11 protein-coding genes and 3 rRNA genes are annotated in these 17,924 nt (G+C 65.3%); 13 read left to right on the top strand and 1 reads right to left on the bottom strand.

Annotated features, from left to right (window positions below; all coding sequences use genetic code 11):
* The first annotated feature begins 441 nt into the window (after window positions 1–441).
* From ACQPYM_RS30610 to ACQPYM_RS30590, 5 genes are all read left to right on the top strand, one after another.
* Window positions 442–1,959 (top strand): 16S ribosomal RNA (locus ACQPYM_RS30610).
* Between the two features lie 487 nt (window positions 1,960–2,446).
* Window positions 2,447–5,570: ribosomal RNA gene (locus ACQPYM_RS30605) — 23S ribosomal RNA — on the top strand.
* Between the two features lie 150 nt (window positions 5,571–5,720).
* A 5S ribosomal RNA gene (gene rrf, locus ACQPYM_RS30600) occupies window positions 5,721–5,838 on the top strand.
* Together the 16S, 23S and 5S rRNA genes form the textbook arrangement of a ribosomal RNA operon.
* Window positions 5,839–6,708: 870 nt before the next feature.
* Window positions 6,709–7,356 carry a hypothetical protein gene (locus ACQPYM_RS30595; protein WP_433007454.1) on the top strand — a complete coding sequence of 216 codons (648 nt, stop codon included), beginning with the start codon at window positions 6,709–6,711 and terminating at the stop codon, window positions 7,354–7,356.
* The gene (locus tag ACQPYM_RS30590) at window positions 7,353–8,258 is read left to right on the top strand and encodes a hypothetical protein (RefSeq protein ID WP_433007452.1); all 906 of its coding nucleotides are present in this window, start codon (window positions 7,353–7,355) and stop codon (window positions 8,256–8,258) included. The genes ACQPYM_RS30595 and ACQPYM_RS30590 overlap by 4 nt, the downstream gene beginning before the upstream one ends.
* 112 nt (window positions 8,259–8,370) lie before the next feature.
* Here ACQPYM_RS30590 and ACQPYM_RS30585 read toward each other — a convergent pair whose 3' ends face one another.
* A complete protein-coding gene (locus ACQPYM_RS30585) occupies window positions 8,371–9,546 on the bottom strand; it encodes a DUF1015 domain-containing protein (protein WP_433007450.1) in 1,176 nt (391 codons plus the stop codon).
* Between the two features lie 24 nt (window positions 9,547–9,570).
* Here ACQPYM_RS30585 and ACQPYM_RS30580 point away from each other — a divergent pair, with 24 nt between their 5' ends.
* The 8 genes from ACQPYM_RS30580 to ACQPYM_RS30545 all read left to right on the top strand — a co-directional run bounded on the left by ACQPYM_RS30580 (window position 9,571) and on the right by ACQPYM_RS30545 (window position 17,923).
* Complete coding sequence (locus tag ACQPYM_RS30580; protein ID WP_433007448.1) at window positions 9,571–10,683, top strand: HAD-IIA family hydrolase; 1,113 nt, start codon at window positions 9,571–9,573, stop codon at window positions 10,681–10,683.
* 114 nt (window positions 10,684–10,797) lie between these two features.
* A complete protein-coding gene (locus ACQPYM_RS30575; RefSeq protein WP_433007446.1) occupies window positions 10,798–11,385 on the top strand; it encodes a phasin family protein in 588 nt (195 codons plus the stop codon).
* Window position 11,386: 1 nt separating this feature from the next.
* The gene (locus ACQPYM_RS30570; RefSeq protein ID WP_433007444.1) at window positions 11,387–12,136 is read left to right on the top strand and encodes a hypothetical protein; all 750 of its coding nucleotides are present in this window, start codon (window positions 11,387–11,389) and stop codon (window positions 12,134–12,136) included.
* A 16-nt stretch (window positions 12,137–12,152) separates the two neighbouring features.
* The gene (locus ACQPYM_RS30565) at window positions 12,153–12,968 is read left to right on the top strand and encodes a TlyA family RNA methyltransferase (RefSeq protein WP_433007442.1); all 816 of its coding nucleotides are present in this window, start codon (window positions 12,153–12,155) and stop codon (window positions 12,966–12,968) included.
* 45 nt (window positions 12,969–13,013) lie between these two features.
* Window positions 13,014–13,973 (top strand): NAD kinase, encoded by a 960-nt coding sequence (locus tag ACQPYM_RS30560; protein WP_433007440.1) that lies wholly within the window; start codon window positions 13,014–13,016, stop codon window positions 13,971–13,973.
* Window position 13,974: 1 nt separating this feature from the next.
* Window positions 13,975–15,726 (top strand): DNA repair protein RecN, encoded by a 1,752-nt coding sequence (gene recN / locus ACQPYM_RS30555; protein WP_433007438.1) that lies wholly within the window; start codon window positions 13,975–13,977, stop codon window positions 15,724–15,726.
* A 74-nt stretch (window positions 15,727–15,800) separates the two neighbouring features.
* The gene (steA, locus tag ACQPYM_RS30550; RefSeq protein ID WP_360286496.1) at window positions 15,801–16,982 is read left to right on the top strand and encodes a putative cytokinetic ring protein SteA; all 1,182 of its coding nucleotides are present in this window, start codon (window positions 15,801–15,803) and stop codon (window positions 16,980–16,982) included.
* Window positions 16,979–17,923: a copper transporter gene (locus ACQPYM_RS30545; RefSeq protein WP_433007436.1), complete on the top strand. Its 945-nt coding sequence runs from the start codon at window positions 16,979–16,981 to the stop codon at window positions 17,921–17,923. The genes steA and ACQPYM_RS30545 overlap by 4 nt, the downstream gene beginning before the upstream one ends.
* Window position 17,924 lies beyond the last annotated feature (1 nt).

Genomic DNA, 17,924 nt, shown 5'->3' with positions numbered 1-17,924 from the left:
AGGCCACGTAATGTTCTTCTTGTTGGAGCGAGGCGCGGGACGCGAAAGCGGCCGGTCGCTCCGAACCCCCTGAAGCTAGCTGAGCCGCACCGTGTCGTCTGATCCGGGTCGGTAGCTCAAGCGAGGGGCGCGGATCAAGAAAATCCGGGGTTGACTCGGTGGATCTGGTCCGGTAAAGTAACGCAGGTTGCCCCGGAGTCCTGGCTGAAGAGCCACAGACGCGGTGTGCGCCCGATTCTTGAGAACTCAACAGCGTGCCGAAAGTCAATGCCGAAATTTAGCATTAACCCCGTATACGGGATCGGATGTTTCATCTGATGTCGTATCGGATTCCTTTGTAATTTTTCTGGATTCAAGTCAGTTTGATTTGTTTCTGATTGCAATGGATCGTTTTTCGTTTCATGTCTGTTATCCACCTTCGGGGTGGTTGACATATTGAATTCAACGGAGAGTTTGATCCTGGCTCAGGACGAACGCTGGCGGCGTGCTTAACACATGCAAGTCGAGCGGTAAGGCCCCTTCGGGGGTACACGAGCGGCGAACGGGTGAGTAACACGTGAGCAACCTACCCTCAACTTCGGGATAAGCCTCGGAAACGGGGTCTAATACCGGATATCACCTCGGGCTTCATGGTTTGGGGTTGAAAGTTCTGGCGGTTGGGGATGGGCTCGCGGCCTATCAGCTTGTTGGTGGGGTAATGGCCTACCAAGGCGTCGACGGGTAGCCGGCCTGAGAGGGCGACCGGCCACACTGGGACTGAGACACGGCCCAGACTCCTACGGGAGGCAGCAGTGGGGAATATTGCGCAATGGACGAAAGTCTGACGCAGCAACGCCGCGTGAGGGATGACGGCCTTCGGGTTGTAAACCTCTTTCAGCAGGGACGAAGCGAGAGTGACGGTACCTGCAGAAGAAGGACCGGCCAACTACGTGCCAGCAGCCGCGGTAATACGTAGGGTCCGAGCGTTGTCCGGAATTATTGGGCGTAAAGGGCTCGTAGGCGGTTCGTCACGTCGGGAGTGAAAACTCGGAGCTCAACTCCGAGCCTGCTTCCGATACGGGCAGACTAGAGGTAGGCAGGGGAGAGCGGAACTCCTGGTGTAGCGGTGGAATGCGCAGATATCAGGAAGAACACCGGTGGCGAAGGCGGCTCTCTGGGCCTTACCTGACGCTGAGGAGCGAAAGCGTGGGTAGCGAACAGGATTAGATACCCTGGTAGTCCACGCCGTAAACGTTGGGCGCTAGGTGTGGGGGACATTCCACGTCCTCCGTGCCGCAGCTAACGCATTAAGCGCCCCGCCTGGGGAGTACGGCCGCAAGGCTAAAACTCAAAGGAATTGACGGGGGCCCGCACAAGCGGCGGAGCATGCGGATTAATTCGATGCAACGCGAAGAACCTTACCTGGGTTTGACATATAGGGAAATCCTCCAGAGATGGGGGGTCCGTAAGGGTCCTATACAGGTGGTGCATGGCTGTCGTCAGCTCGTGTCGTGAGATGTTGGGTTAAGTCCCGCAACGAGCGCAACCCTCGTCCTATGTTGCCAGCACGTTATGGTGGGGACTCATAGGAGACTGCCGGGGTCAACTCGGAGGAAGGTGGGGATGACGTCAAGTCATCATGCCCCTTATGTCCAGGGCTTCACGCATGCTACAATGGCCGGTACAAAGGGCTGCGAAACCGCAAGGTGGAGCGAATCCCAAAAAGCCGGTCTCAGTTCGGATTGGGGTCTGCAACTCGACCCCATGAAGTCGGAGTCGCTAGTAATCGCAGATCAGCAACGCTGCGGTGAATACGTTCCCGGGCCTTGTACACACCGCCCGTCACGTCATGAAAGTCGGCAACACCCGAAGCCGGTGGCCTAACCCTTGTGGAGGGAGCCGTCGAAGGTGGGGCTGGCGATTAGGACGAAGTCGTAACAAGGTAGCCGTACCGGAAGGTGCGGCTGGATCACCTCCTTTCTAAGGAGCATTGGCAGCTGCAACCCGTAAGGGTGTAGTTGCCTACAGGTCGTTTCCAGGACGAATGTTTCTGGGCGGCCATGCTTCGGAATGTGGAACATTGACCATTAGATGAGTAAACGGAACCGAGTGGGTAAGTACTGCTGATTCTCTTCGGAGAGGACGCGTGGAACACACATAGAGTCGAGTGGATCATCGAGGCGCGCTGTTGGGTCCTGAGGAATCGGGCCATGGATCTTCGGATCCTTGGATCGGTTTTTCTGGGTCACTACTACATCAACTGCTGGATCTTTGCGGATCACAGGGTTGGTGTGGCTGTGTGGCTGGGGCCGGCTCTCACCAAACTCCTGGTGATGGGTTTTTCGAGGGTGTGTTTTCCCTTCGTTGGATCTGTCCGAGGGTAGTGGTGGACAAGGGCTGGTGTTCCTGCCCGTATTTTGAGAACTGTATAGTGGACGCGAGCATCTTCAGTATTTTGTTGTTTTTGTGACAAGCTACTAAGGGCAATCGGTGGATGTCTAGGCACCAAGAGCCGATGAAGGACGTAGGAGCCTGCGATAAGCCCCGGGGAGTTGGCAACCAAGCTGTGATCCGGGGGTGTCCGAATGGGGAAACCCAGCTGGCATTCTAAAGCCAGTTACCAGTGCCTGAACACATAGGGTTCTGGAGGGAACGCGGGGAAGTGAAACATCTCAGTACCCGCAGGAAGAGAAAACAATAGTGATTCCGTGAGTAGTGGCGAGCGAAAGCGGATGAGGCTAAACCATGTGCGTGTGATAGCCGGCGTGCGTTGCGTATATGGGGTTGTGGGAGCATTCAGATCCTAATGCCGTGGGGTCAGGGAGTTATAAATCACTGTTGAAGTCGAATTTTCTGGAAAGTTGAGCCGTAGTGGGTAAGAGCCCCGTAGGCGTAAGACAGTGACTTCCGAGTGTTTTCCCAAGTAGCACGGGACTCTTGAAATCCCGTGTGAATCTGGCGGGACCACCCGCTAAGCCTAAATACTTCTTGGTGACCGATAGCGGACTAGTACCGTGAGGGAAAGATGAAAAGTACCCCGGGAGGGGAGTGAAATAGTACCTGAAACCGGTTGCCTACAATCCGTCGGAGCGCTCACCTTGTGTGGGTGTGACGGCGTGCCTTTTGAAGAATGAGCCTGCGAGTTAGTGGTATGTGGCGAGGTTAACCCGTGTGGGGTAGCCGTAGCGAAAGCGAGTCTGAATAGGGCGACCAGAGTCGCATGCTCTAGACCCGAAGCGGAGTGATCTATCCATGGGCAGGTTGAAGCGCGGGTAAGACCGCGTGGAGGACCGAACCCACCAGGGTTGAAAACCTGGGGGATGACCTGTGGATAGGGGTGAAAGGCCAATCAAACTCCGTGATAGCTGGTTCTCCCCGAAATGCATATAGGTGCAGCGTCGCGTGTTTCTTACCGGAGGTAGAGCACTGGATGGTCTAGGGGGCTTACCGGCTTACCGAAATCAGCCAAACTCCGAATGCCGGTAAGTGAGAGCGCGGCAGTGAGACTGCGGGGGATAAGCTCCGTAGTCGAGAGGGAAACAGCCCAGATCACCAGCTAAGGCCCCTAAGCGATTGCTAAGTGGAAAAGGATGTGGAGTTGCCCAGACAACCAGGAGGTTGGCTTAGAAGCAGCCACCCTTGAAAGAGTGCGTAATAGCTCACTGGTCAAGTGATTCCGCGCCGACAATGTAGCGGGGCTCAAGCAATCCGCCGAAGCTGTGGCATTCACACTCGTACCCGGCCCACTTTGTGGGTCCAGGTGTGTGGATGGGTAGGGGAGCGTCGTGCAGCGTGTGAAGCAGCAGAGTGATCTAGTTGTGGATGCTGCACGAGTGAGAATGCAGGCATGAGTAGCGAATGACGGGTGAGAAACCCGTCCGCCGAATGATCAAGGGTTCCAGGGTCAAGCTAATCTGCCCTGGGTAAGTCGGGACCTAAGGCGAGGCCGACAGGCGTAGTCGATGGACAACGGGTTGATATTCCCGTACCGGCATTAACACGACCCGACCGAACCCGGTGATGCTAAGAACGTGAAGCTTTGAGGCCTTCGGGCTGATGAGTGGATCTTTCGACCCGAACTGGTATTAGGTGCACTAAGGAGTGACGCAGGAGGGCAGTCCATCCGCGGCGATGGTAGGCGCAAGCTGATCCGCGGGCAAGGTGGTAGGGCGAGGCATAGGCAAATCCGTGTCTCACAGAGCCTGAGAACCGAGGCGGACCCGTTCAGGGGAAGTGGATGATCCCATGCTGCCGAGAAAAACTTCGTAGTGAGTGTTAGAGCCGCCCGTACCCCAAACCGACACAGGTGATCAGGTAGAGAATACCAAGGCGATCGAGTGAACCATGGTTAAGGAACTCGGCAAAATGCCCCCGTAACTTCGGGAGAAGGGGGGCCTGATTCGTGACGAGACTTGCTCTCGGAAGCGTTGATGGCCGCAGAGACCAGGCCCAAGCGACTGTTTACTAAAAACACAGGTCCGTGCGAAGAAGTAATTCGATGTATACGGACTGACGCCTGCCCGGTGCTGGAACGTTAAGGGGACAGGTTAGCTGGCTTTGGCCGGCGAAGCTTTGAACTTAAGCGCCAGTAAACGGCGGTGGTAACTATAACCATCCTAAGGTAGCGAAATTCCTTGTCGGGTAAGTTCCGACCTGCACGAATGGCGTAACGACTTGGGCGCTGTCTCAACCATGGACTCGGCGAAATTGCATTACGAGTAAAGATGCTCGTTACGCGCAGCAGGACGGAAAGACCCCGGGACCTTTACTACAACTTGGTATTGGTGGTCGGTACAACTTGTGTAGGATAGGTGGGAGACTGTGAAACCTGGACGCCAGTTCGGGTGGAGTCATCGTTGAAATACCACTCTGGTTGTTCTGGCTGTCTAACTTCGGTCCATTATCTGGATCAGGGACAGTGCCTGGTGGGTAGTTTGACTGGGGCGGTCGCCTCCTAAAAGGTAACGGAGGCGCTCAAAGGTTCCCTCAGCCTGGTTGGCAATCAGGTGTCGAGTGTAAGTGCACAAGGGAGCTTGACTGTGAGACAGACATGTCGAGCAGGGACGAAAGTCGGAACTAGTGATCCGGCGGTGGCATGTGGGAGCACCGTCGCTCAACGGATAAAAGGTACCCCGGGGATAACAGGCTGATCTTCCCCAAGAGTCCATATCGACGGGATGGTTTGGCACCTCGATGTCGGCTCGTCGCATCCTGGGGCTGGAGTAGGTCCCAAGGGTTGGGCTGTTCGCCCATTAAAGCGGCACGCGAGCTGGGTTTAGAACGTCGTGAGACAGTTCGGTCCCTATCCGCTGCGCGCGCAGGAGACTTGAGAAGGGCTGCCCCTAGTACGAGAGGACCGGGGTGGACGAACCTCTGGTGTGCCAGTTGTTCCGCCAGGAGCACGGCTGGTTGGCTACGTTCGGGAGTGATAACCGCTGAAAGCATCTAAGCGGGAAGCACGCTTCAAGATGAGGTCTCCCACCGAGTTAATCGGGTAAGGCCCCCAGTAGACCACTGGGTTGATAGGCCAGAAGTGGAAGCGCCGCAAGGTGTGGAGCTGACTGGTACTAATAGGCCGAGGGCTTGTCTCAACACCAACACAGTTGGGGCAACAAAACTGCTGCAAGACATAATCGCGTCCACTATACGGTTCCCGAAATACGGTCAACCCCAGCTCGAACCCACACAACGTGTGTGGGGACGGTGACTTGCAGGGTGGTTGGTTGATATTTCTATAGAGTTACGGTGACCATAGCGTCGGGGAAACACCCAGTCTCCATTCCGAACCTGGAAGTTAAGCCCTTCAGCGCCGATGGTACTGCGACCGGGAGGTCGTGGGAGAGTAGGACGTCGCCGGACATTCACACTGTTAAGGGCCACCCACACCGGGTGGCCCTTAATGTTTGTGCCTGTATTTTTGTCTGAGCGCCGTTCTTCACCTCGTACGACCGATAGGAGTCACCGTGGCTACGCCACCTCGCAACCCCCGCTCTGGCCCGGGCGATCGCTCTGGCCGTGGTTCGTCCGGCGGTTCGGGTCGTGCCGGCGGCGGTGGACGCTCCGGGAACGCCGGCGGCTCCCGCTCCGGCGGTCCGAGCTCCGGCGCGCCCCGTGGCGGCAGCTCGTCCGGTGGTCCTCGCGGAGGGAGTTCCTCTGGTGCGCCTCGCGGAGGTAGTTCTTCCGGCGCTCCTCGTGGCGGGTCTTCTGGTGGTCCGCGGGGAGGTAGCTCCTCGGGTGGTCCGCGTGGCGGCTCTGGTGGTTCCTCGGGTGGTTCTTGGAGCTCATCGGGTGGCGGCCGTGGTGGCGCTCCGCGTACCGGTGGTGCTGGCGGCGGCCCTCGCACGGGTGGCAGTGGTCCTCGCGCGGGTGGTGGCGCCGGGAAGTCGGGTTACTCGCGGGACGATCGCTCGGCTCCGCGTCGTGACGACCGGTCCGCACCGCGGCGGGACGACAAGCCGCCGGCCAAGCGGAACACGCGCTGGGACGACAAGAGCGAGCCTGGCCGCGACCCGTTCCGCGGTCAGCTGCCGAGCCGTGGCGACGACCGCGGCCCGCGTCGCGACGACCGCAGCGCTCCCCGTCGGGATGATCGTGGGGGATACAACCGCGATGAGCGTGGTGGTTACAACCGCGATGACCGTTCTTCTCTAGGCTCCGACGGCCGCTCCGCACCTCGCGGCGACGACCGCAGCGCTCCGCGCCGTGACGACCGTGGCGGGTACAACCGCGATGACCGCAGTGCGCCCCGCCGCGATGACCGTGGCGGATACAGCCGTGACGAGCGGAGTGCTCCGCGTCGCGATGACCGTGCGCCGCAGCGGGATGACCGTGGTGGTTACAGCCGGGATGAGCGCAGTGCTCCGCGTCGTGATGATCGTGGTGGGTACGACCGGGGTGCGCCGCAGCGGGATGACCGCGGTGGGTACAACCGTGATGAGCGCAGCGCGCCTCGGCGTGACGATCGGGGTGCTGCGCCGCGTCGTGATGACCGTGGGGCTGCGCCTCGGCGGGATGATCGTGGGGCTCCTCGGACTGGGTATCAGGGTGGGGCTCGGACTGGGCCGCCTCGGGATGGTCGGCCTACCGGGTTCAAGGGTGGCGAGCGGACTGGGCCGCGGAGTGATGACCGGACCGGGTCTGCGCCGCGACGGGATGATCGGACCGGGTACCAGGGGCCGGCTCCTCGAGGTGACGACCGTGGACCGCGTCGCGATGACCGGTCCGGGCCCCGTCGCGAGGAGCGCGGTGGCCGGCGGGACGACCGCGAGCGCGGTGGTCGCGGGAGCGGGCGTCAGGACGAGGAGAGGGTCGGTCCGCGCAAGGACGATCCGGTCATTCCGGCCGGCATCACCGGTGCGGAGCTCGACCGTGGGGTGAAGGCCGAGCTGCGGTCGTTGCCGCGCACGCTGGCCGACCTGGTCGCGCAGCACCTGGTCGCGTCCGGGCAACTGCTGGACTCCGACCCCGAGCTCGCCTACCAGCACGCCAAGACGGCGCGACGCCTCGCGGCGCGGCTGGGCGGAGTACGGGAGGCTGTGGCTGTCACGGCTTATCTGTCGGAGCACTATGACGAGGCGTTGACGGAATTCCGTGCGGTACGGCGGATGACCGGCAACCACGAGGTGTTGCCGGCGATGGCCGACTGCGAGCGTGCGCTCGGACGGCCGGAGAAGGCGTTGGCGCTGTCGCGGGAGAAGCAGGTCGTCGGGCTCGAAGAGGGTTCGCAGATCGAGATGCTGATCGTGGCGGCCGGCGCCCGGCGCGACATGGGCCAGACGGCGGCGGCGATCCAGACGCTCGAGGTCCCGGAGCTGACCAAGCGGACTCGCGCCGAGTGGTTGCCGCGGCTGCGCTACGCGTACGCCGACGCGCTGGCCGAGGCGGGCCGGATCGAGGAAGCGCTGATCTGGTTCCACCGCGCCGCCGGCGCCGACGCGGACGGCTCGACCGGAGCCGCCGAACGCGCCGCCGAACTCGAAGGCCTCCAGTTCACCGACCTGGACGACGAGGAAGAAGAGCTGATCACCTTCGACGAAGCAGACCTCAACCTCGACCCCGAGGACGACGAGGCTGAAGACGACGAGGCCGAGGACACGGCCGACATCGAGCCCGACGCCAAGGCGGACGACAACGGCGACGTCGCGGACGACGAGGACGCTGCGGACGACGGCGACGAGGACGAAGACACCGCTGACGTCGAGGTCGGTGACGAGGTTGCTCCTGCGGACGACGACGAGGCTGACGATGTCGAAGCTGAGGACGGTAAGGCGAAGGACTGAGCTGGCTGGGCGCAGGATGCTGCGGTAGGTGAGCGTAGGGAATGAGTGGCCCGGGTGGCTGGTGGAGAGATCCGCCGGCTGCCCGGGCCGTTTGTCGTTCCGGGGCTGTGATTCAGCTGAGCATGCGGAAGAGGAGGCCTACTCGGGGTTTGGGGCCGAAGGAGGTGGCTTTTTGGGGGAGTACTACGCCGCGGACGGCTGAGCGGAGTACCTGGTCCATGCGGGGGGCTACAAGCTCTACGGCGGCCTGCTGAGGGCTGGCTAGGGCTACTGCGTCCGCTAGGGCGTGGTGGAAGGTGATCTCGTCTGCGGGGACTCCCCAGGCTGGGAGCAGCTCTCTGTGCAGCAGGGCGACGGTGGGAGTCACCTGACCCTCTGTGGACTGCAGTGTCACCCAGGAGGTGCCGTCAGTGATGGCGATGCGGTCAGGCACGCCCTCTACTCGTCCGGGGAGCACCTGCCAGCCAGGCGGCGTACGGGACAGGACTACGTCGAGCGTGAGGCCTGGGACGACGCGGTGGATCGGGTCGAGGGTCAGTGGGTGGCGGTCGTTGTCGACCAGCATCGCCAGGCCGACTTCGGTGCCGTCGCGGTCGGGTTCGCGCCGATTGCGTTCCAGGTACGCCGCGTACCGGTGGTGGCCGTCGGCGATCAGCGCCTCGTGGGTGGCGAGCTCATCGGCGATCTTGGTCAGCACGACCGGGTCGTCGATCCGCCAGATCTGGTGGTGGGCGCCGTTCTCGGTGTCGGCGACCAGCCACGGTTCGCCCGAACGGGCCTCGTCCACGGCATCGCTGACGAAGTTGCTCTCCCGGCTCCCGCCGGCGTACGCGAGCAGGATCGGCTCCAGGTCGGCGTCCGTGGCCTCCATCAGTTCCAGCCGGTCGTCGACCCAGTGCGGCATCACGTCCTCGTGCGGCAACACCACTTTGCGGGCCGGATCGAGCACCAGCGAACCGACCAGGCCGCACAGTACGGCGCCCTGCAACCGCTGCTCGTACACGTAGAGCGCAGGCTCGCGGTCCTGGATCACCACCCCGTCGCGTTGCCAGGTGGACAGCCTGTGCGCGGGCTCGTCGTACCGGCCGGGACCCAGCTCGGGATCGCGTGGAAGGATGAGCCTCACCATGTTGTGGAGATCAGAGTCAGTCAGCCGCCGGACGATGGCGGGTTCCAGTACGTCGTACGGCGGCGACGTCACCGCGCCGAGCGTTCGCACCTTGCCCGCGACGAACCGCCAGGCCCGCAGCGGCTCGAGCCGTAGCACGCTTGCGGACGCTTCTGACATGGGCGGCATCGTACGGGGGGAAGCATGACCAGGACACCGGAATCGCCCGCTCCACTGTCCGCTTGTGACGAACCGCTCGCCGGCCGGTACGACGTGGCGCTGCTCGATCTGGACGGCGTCGTGTACGTCGGCCCGGATCCGGTGCCGGACGCGCCGGAGAATCTGCGCAAGGCGGCCAAGGAGGGTCTGCGGATCGGGTACATCACCAACAACGCGAGCCGGCCGGCCTCGGTGGTCGCCGAGCACCTGGCGTCGTTCGGGCTGGACGTGATCGGCGAGGACGTCGTCACTTCCGCGCAGGCGGCGGCAAAGCTGATCGCGAAGGAGTTCCCGAAGGGTTCGCCGGTGCTCGTGGTCGGTGGCGAAGGGCTGATCGCGGCGCTCGAGGAGTACGAGCTGCGGCCGGTGCGATCCAGCGACGCGAACCCGGTGGCCGTCGTCCAGGGCTTCCACCCGGACGTGAACTGGGTGATGCTCGCGGACGGCGCGCACGCGATCAACGAGGGCGCCAAGTGGTACGCGACGAACCTCGACCTGACCATCCCGACCGCGGGCGGCAAGGCACCGGGGAACGGGACGCTGGTGCAGGCGATTCGCGCGGCGGTCGAGGTGGATCCGGTGGTGGCCGGCAAGCCTGAGCCGCCGCTGCTGGAGACGAGTATCGAGCGGCTGAAGGCCGAGCGGCCGTTGATGATCGGGGACCGGCTGGACTCCGACATCGCCGGCGCGCACGCGGTCGGGATCGCCAGCCTCTGGGTGGCGACCGGTGTGCACGATGCCCATGACTTGGCGGCTGCGCCGAAGAACGAGCGGCCGACGTACATCGGAGCCGGGCTGGGCGCGTTGCGGGAGAAGCACCCGGGCGTGACGGTCGACGGGGCGAAGCACAGCTGCAAAGGCTGGACGGCGTCGGTCGTCGACGGCGCGGTGGCCGTGACTGGCGAAGGCGAGCCGTACGACGGGCTGCGGGCGATCCTGTCGGCGACCTGGGCAGCGGTGGACTCGCCGCCCAAGCCGGTGGCGAAGAGCACGGCCAAGAGCGCTTCGCGGGGGCGGCGGCCGTTGCCGAAGCCCGCGCCGGAGCCCGGGTCGATCAAGATCGACGAGGCGCTGCACCGGGTCGGGCTGAGCAAATAGCCCGGCCGGGGAAAGCATGGGTGGACTGGTAATAAGGGCACAGCGCGATACCGTGGCTGCAACCGGGCCTGACCGCTGCGGTGGGCGGGACAGAATCGAGCACGGAGGTTTGTCATGGTGATGGATGCACTGCGTGGCTACGTACAGCTGGCGAACGGGCTGACCGAGGTGACCAAGCAGCGGGCCCAGCAGGCCGCGAAGGCGTTGCTGCAGCAGACCGGCGCCGACGCGCTGACGTCCGGGGTGACCACCAAGGTGAGCGACCTGGCCGAGGAGATCGTTGCCACCAGCAAGAGCAACCGCCAGCTGCTGCAGGCGATCGTGGCGAACGAGGTCGAGGGCGCGGTGGCGCGGCTCGGTTTCGTCCGGTCCGAGGAGGTCGGCGCGCTGAGCCGGCGCGTGGACGGGCTCGAGCGCGAGCTGGCCGACGCCCGTGACGCCCTGGCGGCTGCGACCGCGGCTGCTGCCAACGCGGCGACGGCTGCGGGCTCCGCGCCGGTGGCGGCCACGGCACCGATCGGGGATGCGCCGGCGGGCGACGCGCTGCTGGAAGGTGCGCCGGGCAAGCAGGCGGCGAAGAAGGCCGTGAAGACGCCGCCGGTCAAGAAGACGGCCGCGAAGAAGACGGTTGCGCCGAAGAGCACGGCGCAGAAGTCCGTGGCGAAGAAGACGGCCAAGAAGGCCCCGGCGAAGAAGGCGTGACGTGACCGACTACCCCGGCGAGCAGTTCCCCCCGGCAGTCGACCCCGACGTCGAGCCGGGCTACGAGCCCGAACCCGACGAACAGTCCCAGCCCGACTACGACTCCGAGCCCGAACCGGAGTCGCAGTACCGCCCGAGCAACTGGGTCAACCCGACGCTGCAAGGCCGCCCGCACACGGACCCGCTACTCGCGGGCTTCACCGTCTACGGCGACCCGACCCCGGAACCCGCCGAAGACACAGAACAAGCCTTCGAAGCATCCCTGGAAACCCACTCCTACGTAGACGACGGCCCAGAAGACTGGCCCACCGACGAGCCTGCTGCGGAGGAGCCCGCGGAACCTGTTGATGAGCCTGCGGCGGCCGAAGAGGTAGCTGCGCCTTCGGTGCCTGCTGCGGTGCCTACGCCGGGGCAGGCGTTTGGGCGGGCCGTGCCGAGGCCTGGGCAGGGGTTTGCGCGGCCGGGCGGGGAGCAGATGTCTGCGCCTGCTGTTACTGCAGCTGCTGATCCGGCGGTTGCGGCTGCTCCGCGTCCGGCTGCTGCGGCGGCTGCGCCTCAGGACGCTGCGGCTGCGGCTGTGCCGGAAGCTGGTGAAGATGGGGTGCATCCGTTGGTTGAGGAGACTATGGGGCGGTTGGAAGGGTTGCGGGAGCGGCCGGTGGGGGAGCATGCGGAGGTTTTTGCGGAGCTGCATGAGCGGTTGCAGAGTGCTTTGGTGGAGGCGGACGCCGAGCATGGCGACCGGGGTTGAATGACCGCGGGGGACCATGGCTAAAGGGGTGAAGCGGTCCCGGCTGGATGCTGAGCTGGTCCGCCGGGGGCTGGCGCGGTCGCGGGATCATGCCAGTGAGCTGGTGATGGCCGGCAAGGTGAAGGTTTCCGGGACGGTGGCGACGAAACCGGCGACGGGGGTCGGTGCGGATGCGCCGATCCTGGTCGACACGTCCGAGACGGACGATCCGGGGTACGCGTCGCGCGGTGCGCACAAGCTCATCGGTGCGCTCGAGGCGTTCACCGAAGTACAGGTGAAAGGTCGGCGGTGTCTTGACGCGGGTGCGTCCACCGGCGGCTTCACCGACGTGCTGCTCAGGAACGGTGCGGAGAGCGTGATTGCCGTCGACGTCGGCTACGGCCAGCTCGTCTGGGCGCTGCAGACCGACGACCGGGTGACCGTGATGGACCGGACCAACGTCCGCACGCTCACTCTCGACGCGATCGGCGGCGAGCCCGTCGACCTGGTTGTCAGCGACCTGAGCTTCATCTCGCTGACCCTGGTGATGCCCGCGCTGCTCGGTGTGGTGAAGCCCGACGGCGAGCTGATGCTGATGGTGAAGCCGCAGTTCGAGGTCGGCAAGGAACGGCTCGGCAAGGGTGGCGTCGTCCGCGACCCGGTACTGCGCGCCGACGCCGTCCGTGGCGTGGCCCGGAAAGCGGCCGAGCTGGGCTGGGGAGTGGCGGGGGTGGCGGCCAGTCCGCTGCCGGGTCCGTCAGGAAATGTCGAATACTTCCTGTGGATACGGCGTACTGCGCCTCCGCTCGATGAGACGATGCTCCGGACCGCCATCGAGAGCGGCCCGCAGTGAGCGGTACCGATCAGTGCTGTACCGATGTAGGAAGGGCAGGTCCCTGTGGTTGACCCGGCGTCCGAGCCCCGGCGCGTGCTGCTGGTGACGCACACCGGCCGTGACCTGGCCGTCGAGGTGGCCCGCGAGGCACACCGGCTGCTGGCCGACGCCGGACTGGTGATCCGGCTGCTCGCCATCGAGGCCGAGGCGATGAAACTCGACCCGGTCGAGATCGTCGACGACCCGGACAAGGCCGCCCAGGACGTCGAGCTGATCATCGTGCTCGGCGGCGACGGGTCGATCCTGCGCGGCGCCGAGCTGGCCCGCCCGCACGGTACGCCGGTGCTGGGAGTGAACCTCGGCCACGTCGGGTTCCTCGCCGAGGCCGAGCGGGACGACCTGGAGCGGATCGTCGATGTCGTGGTCGAGCGCAGCTACACGGTCGAGGAGCGGATGACGCTCGCGGTCGACGTGTGGCACGAGGACGAGCTGATCTTCGACACCTGGGCGCTGAACGAGGCCAGTGTGGAGAAGGCGGCCCGGGAGAAGATGCTCGAGGTGATGGTCGAGGTCGACGGCCGGCCGCTGTCGCGCTGGGGCTGTGACGGGGTGGTGGTCGCGACGCCCACCGGCAGTACGGCGTACGCGTTCTCGGCCGGTGGACCGATCGTCTGGCCGGAGGTCGAGGCGATCCTGATGGTCCCGCTCAGTGCGCACGCGTTGTTCTCCCGGCCGATCGTGGTGGCGCCGACGTCGCAGTTGTCGATCGAGCTGATCGCCGCCTGGCACGGCCGCGGGGTGCTGTGGTGTGACGGCCGGCGGATGGTCGAGGTGCCGCCGGGCGCGCGGATCCAGGTCCGGCGCGGCAAGAGGCCGGTCCGGCTGGCGAGGGCGCACGAGGCGTCCTTCACCGACCGGCTGGTGGCGAAGTTCGACCTGCCGGTCCTCGGCTGGCGCGGCCGCGCCGAACGAGACCGCAACCCAGACGCAGAGCGTGACAGCAGTTCACCAGAGGAGATGTAAAGTGCTCTCGGAGATCCGCATCACCGGACTGGGCGTGATCGAGGACGCCACGCTGGAGCTCGATCCGGGCTTCACCGCGGTCACCGGCGAGACCGGGGCCGGTAAGACGATGGTTGTGACCGGCGTGAACATGCTGCTCGGCGGTCGCGCCGACAGCGGCTTGGTCCGGCACGGTGTTCGGCGGGCCCGGGTCGAGGGGCGGGCGAGCGGAGTACCGCGGTCGATCGTGCAGCAGGCCGAGGATCGTGGCGGCGAGCTGGACGACGACGAGTTGCTGATCGCGCGAGAGTTGTCGTCGGAGGGCCGGTCGCGGGCCTTCCTGGGTGGCGCTTCGGTACCGGTGTCCGTGCTGGCCGAGGTGTCCGGCGACCTGGTCGCGATTCACGGCCAGGCCGATCAGTGGCGGTTGCTGCAGCCGGCCAGGCAGCGCGAGACGCTCGACACCTTTGCGGGCAAGCCGGTTCTGGTTCCGCTGGGCGAGTACGCGACGGCGTACAAGCGGCATCGGGAGATCGAGGCCGAGCTGACCGAGCTGACCACCCGCGAGCGCGACCGGCTCGCCGAGGCGGATCTGTTGCGGTTCGGGCTGCAGGAGATCGCCAAGGCGGAGCCTTTGCCTGGTGAGGACGTGGAGCTCGCTGCCGAGGAGGAGCGGCTCGCATACGCGGACGGCCTCCGTACTGCGGCCACCACCGCCGCCGACGCGCTCGCCTCGGAAGACCTGGAGTCGACCCGGCCTAGCGACGTGCTGGGTCTGCTCTCACTGGCCAAGCAGGCGCTGGATGCGGAGCGTGAGCACGACGCGAAGCTGGCCGAGCTGGCCGATCGCGCGAGCGAGCTCGGTTATCTCGCGGCTGACCTGGCCGGCGAGCTTTCGTCGTACGCCGCGGATGTGGACACCGATCCGGCCCGGCTGGCCGTCGTGAGCGAGCGGCGTGCGCTGCTGACCGCGCTGGTCCGCAAGCACGGTGCAGAGGAGGGTACGGTCGACGAAGTACTGGAGTGGGCGAAGCGATCCGCGGCCCGGCTGGCCGAGCTGGAAGGCAGCGACGAGCGCGTCGAGCAGCTCAACGCCGAGCTGGCGGAACTGCGCGCCCAGCTGAAGGATCTCGGAGACCAGGTCAGTACTGCGCGCCGCGAGGCGGCGGCCCGGTTGGGCGTGGCCGTGTCGGAGGAGCTGAGCGGGCTGGCGATGCCGCACGCGACGCTGACCGTGGAGGTCCACGAGACCTCGCCGGGGCCGTTCGGGGCGGACGAGATCGAGTTCTGCTTCGCGGCGAACCCGGGCAGTCCGGCGCGGCCGTTGCAGAAGGCCGCTTCGGGCGGTGAACTCTCGCGGGTGATGCTGGCGCTCGAGGTGATCCTGTCCGACACGCATCCGGTGCCGACGCTGGTGTTCGACGAGATCGACGCGGGCATCGGTGGACGGGCCGCGGTCGAGGTCGGCAAGCGGCTGGCCCGGCTGGCGGAGAAGGCGCAGGTGATCGTGGTGACGCACCTGCCGCAGGTGGCCGCGTTCGCGGACCGTCACGCGGTGGTGCTGAAGAGTGATGACGGTTCGGTCACCACCAGCGGACTGGTCGCGCTGGACGACGACGCCCGGCTGAAGGAACTGTCCCGGATGATGGCCGGGCTGGAGAACTCCGATGCCGCGCAGGCCCACGCGGAAGAACTTCTCGCTCTCGCTGCCCAGCGTCATGTGAAGACAAAGAAGAAGAAAAGCAGTGAGCTGAGTCCTGGTTCAAAAGGATGATTTGACCCGCTGTCACCGGGGCGACCGCCGAAAAGGCGGGTGGAAGGCTCTTGACATGGCAGGATGAGTAAGCGATGAAACTGCCCAGCCTGCGGAGAGCACGCCCAACTGAACTGCCCGGGATCGCCGGGGTGGTCCGGCTCGACCGGCGTACCAAGAATCTCACCAAACGGCTCAAGCCGGGGGAGATCGCGGTCATCGACCACGTCGACCTGGACCGGGTCAGCGCCGAGGCGCTGGTGGACTGCCGGATCGCCGCGGTCGTCAACGTGGCCGACTCGATCAGCGGCCGTTACCCGAACCTCGGCCCCGAGATCCTGGTCGAGGCGGGCATCCCGCTGGTCGACGGGGTCGGCCGCGAGGTCTTCTCGGTCCTGCACGAGGGCGAGCGGGTCCGCCTGCACGACGGCGTCCTGTACCGCGGTGAGGAAGTCGTCGCCAAGGGGCTCGTCCAGGACAGCCAGACCGTCGCGCAGTTGATGGACGACGCCCGTGCGGGCCTGTCGACCCAGCTCGAGGCGTTCACCGCGAACACGTTGGAGTACCTGCGCCAGGAGCGCGACCTGCTGCTGGACGGCGTCGGCGTACCGGCTGTGCACACGGCGATGGACGGCAAGCACGTGCTGATCGTCGTGCGCGGCTACGACTACCGCGAGGACCTGGTGGCCCTGCGGCCGTACATCCGCGAGTACCGGCCGGTCCTGATCGGGGTCGACGGTGGTGCGGATGCCCTGGTGGAGAACGGTTACGTGCCCGACCTGATCGTCGGCGACATGGACTCGGTCAAGGACGAGACGCTCAAGTGCGGGGCCGAAGTGGTCGTGCACGCCTACCGCAACGGTCACGCGCCAGGGTCCGAGCGGCTGGAGCGGCTCGGCGTCGACTCGATCGAGTTCCCGGCCACCGGCACCAGCGAGGACGTCGCGATGCTGCTCGCCGACTCCAAGGGTGCCTCGCTGATCGTCGCGGTCGGCACCCACAACTCGCTGGTGGAGTTCCTCGACAAGGGGCGCTCCGGGATGGCCAGCACCTTCATCACCCGGCTCCGCGTGGGGGCGAAGCTGGTGGACGCCAAGGGCGTCGGCCGGCTGTACCGCAGCCGGGTGTCGTCCTTCCAGGTGGCCGCGTTGATCGCGGCCGGCCTGTTCGCGCTCGGGGTGGCGATGGTCGCCATCGGCGCCGACGACGTGCTCTGGTCGATCCTGCGGGCGCGCTGGAACGACTTCGTCTACTGGATCCGGGAGCTGTTCACGTGATCGACTTTCGCTACCACATCGTCTCCATCGTGGCGATCTTCTTCGCCCTCGGCGCCGGTGTGGTGCTGGGTGCCGGGCCGCTGAAGGGCACCGCCAGCGACGTGGTCCAGGCGCAGGCCAACAAGGACCGGGACACCGTCGAGCAACAGCGTGAGCAGTTGCTGCAGGCCAAGGCGCTGGACAAGTACCGCGACGACTTCTTCGCCAAGGTGACCGCCGGCCTGACCGACGGCAAGCTGACCAACAAGCGGATCGCGCTGGTGATGATGCCGGGTGCGGCCGGGGACATGGCGGACTCCATCCAGGAGTCGATCGAGCGGGCCGGCGGCCAGGTCACCACCCGGGTCGCGCTGGACAGCAAGCTGTTCGATCCCGGACAGCGCCAGTTGGTCGAGCCGCTGGTGAACGACCTCGTCACCAGCGACATCAGCTTCCCCGCCGACAGCAACACCTACCAGCGGGCCGGGATGATCCTGGCCCGCGGTGTCGCGGCGCGTGAGGAGGCCAAGCCGTTCGACGCGGACTCGTCCAAGATCGTCAGCGGGCTGGCCAGCGCCAAGCTGATCTCGCTGAAGAACCCGAAGGACCGGGCCAGCCTGGTCGTCGTGGTCGCGGCCAAGCCGCCGGCGCCGGCCCCGGACAACGCGTCGTACAACGACGCGGTGGACTTCACCGAAGGCCTCGATGCGGGCAGCGCCGGTGTGGTGGTCGCCGGGATGCCGGAATCGGCGCAGAACGGCGGCCTGCTGAAGGCGCTGCGCGGTGACTCCGACGCGACCAAGGCGCTGTCCTCGGTCGATGTCGCGAACATCCCGAGCGGTCAGATGACGGTGGTGTTCGCGCTGGTCGAGCAGGCGGGCGGCAAGGCCGGCCAGTACGGCGGAGTGGATGCGAAGAACGGCGTCGCGCCGTCGGCCGACATGGTGAAGGGCAACAACTGAG

This window comes from Kribbella sp. CA-294648, assembly GCF_050943845.1.
GTDB lineage: Bacteria > Actinomycetota > Actinomycetes > Propionibacteriales > Kribbellaceae > Kribbella.
The sequence above is the reverse complement of the archived record's forward strand: the minus strand, read 5'-3'. Positions and strand labels throughout refer to the sequence as shown.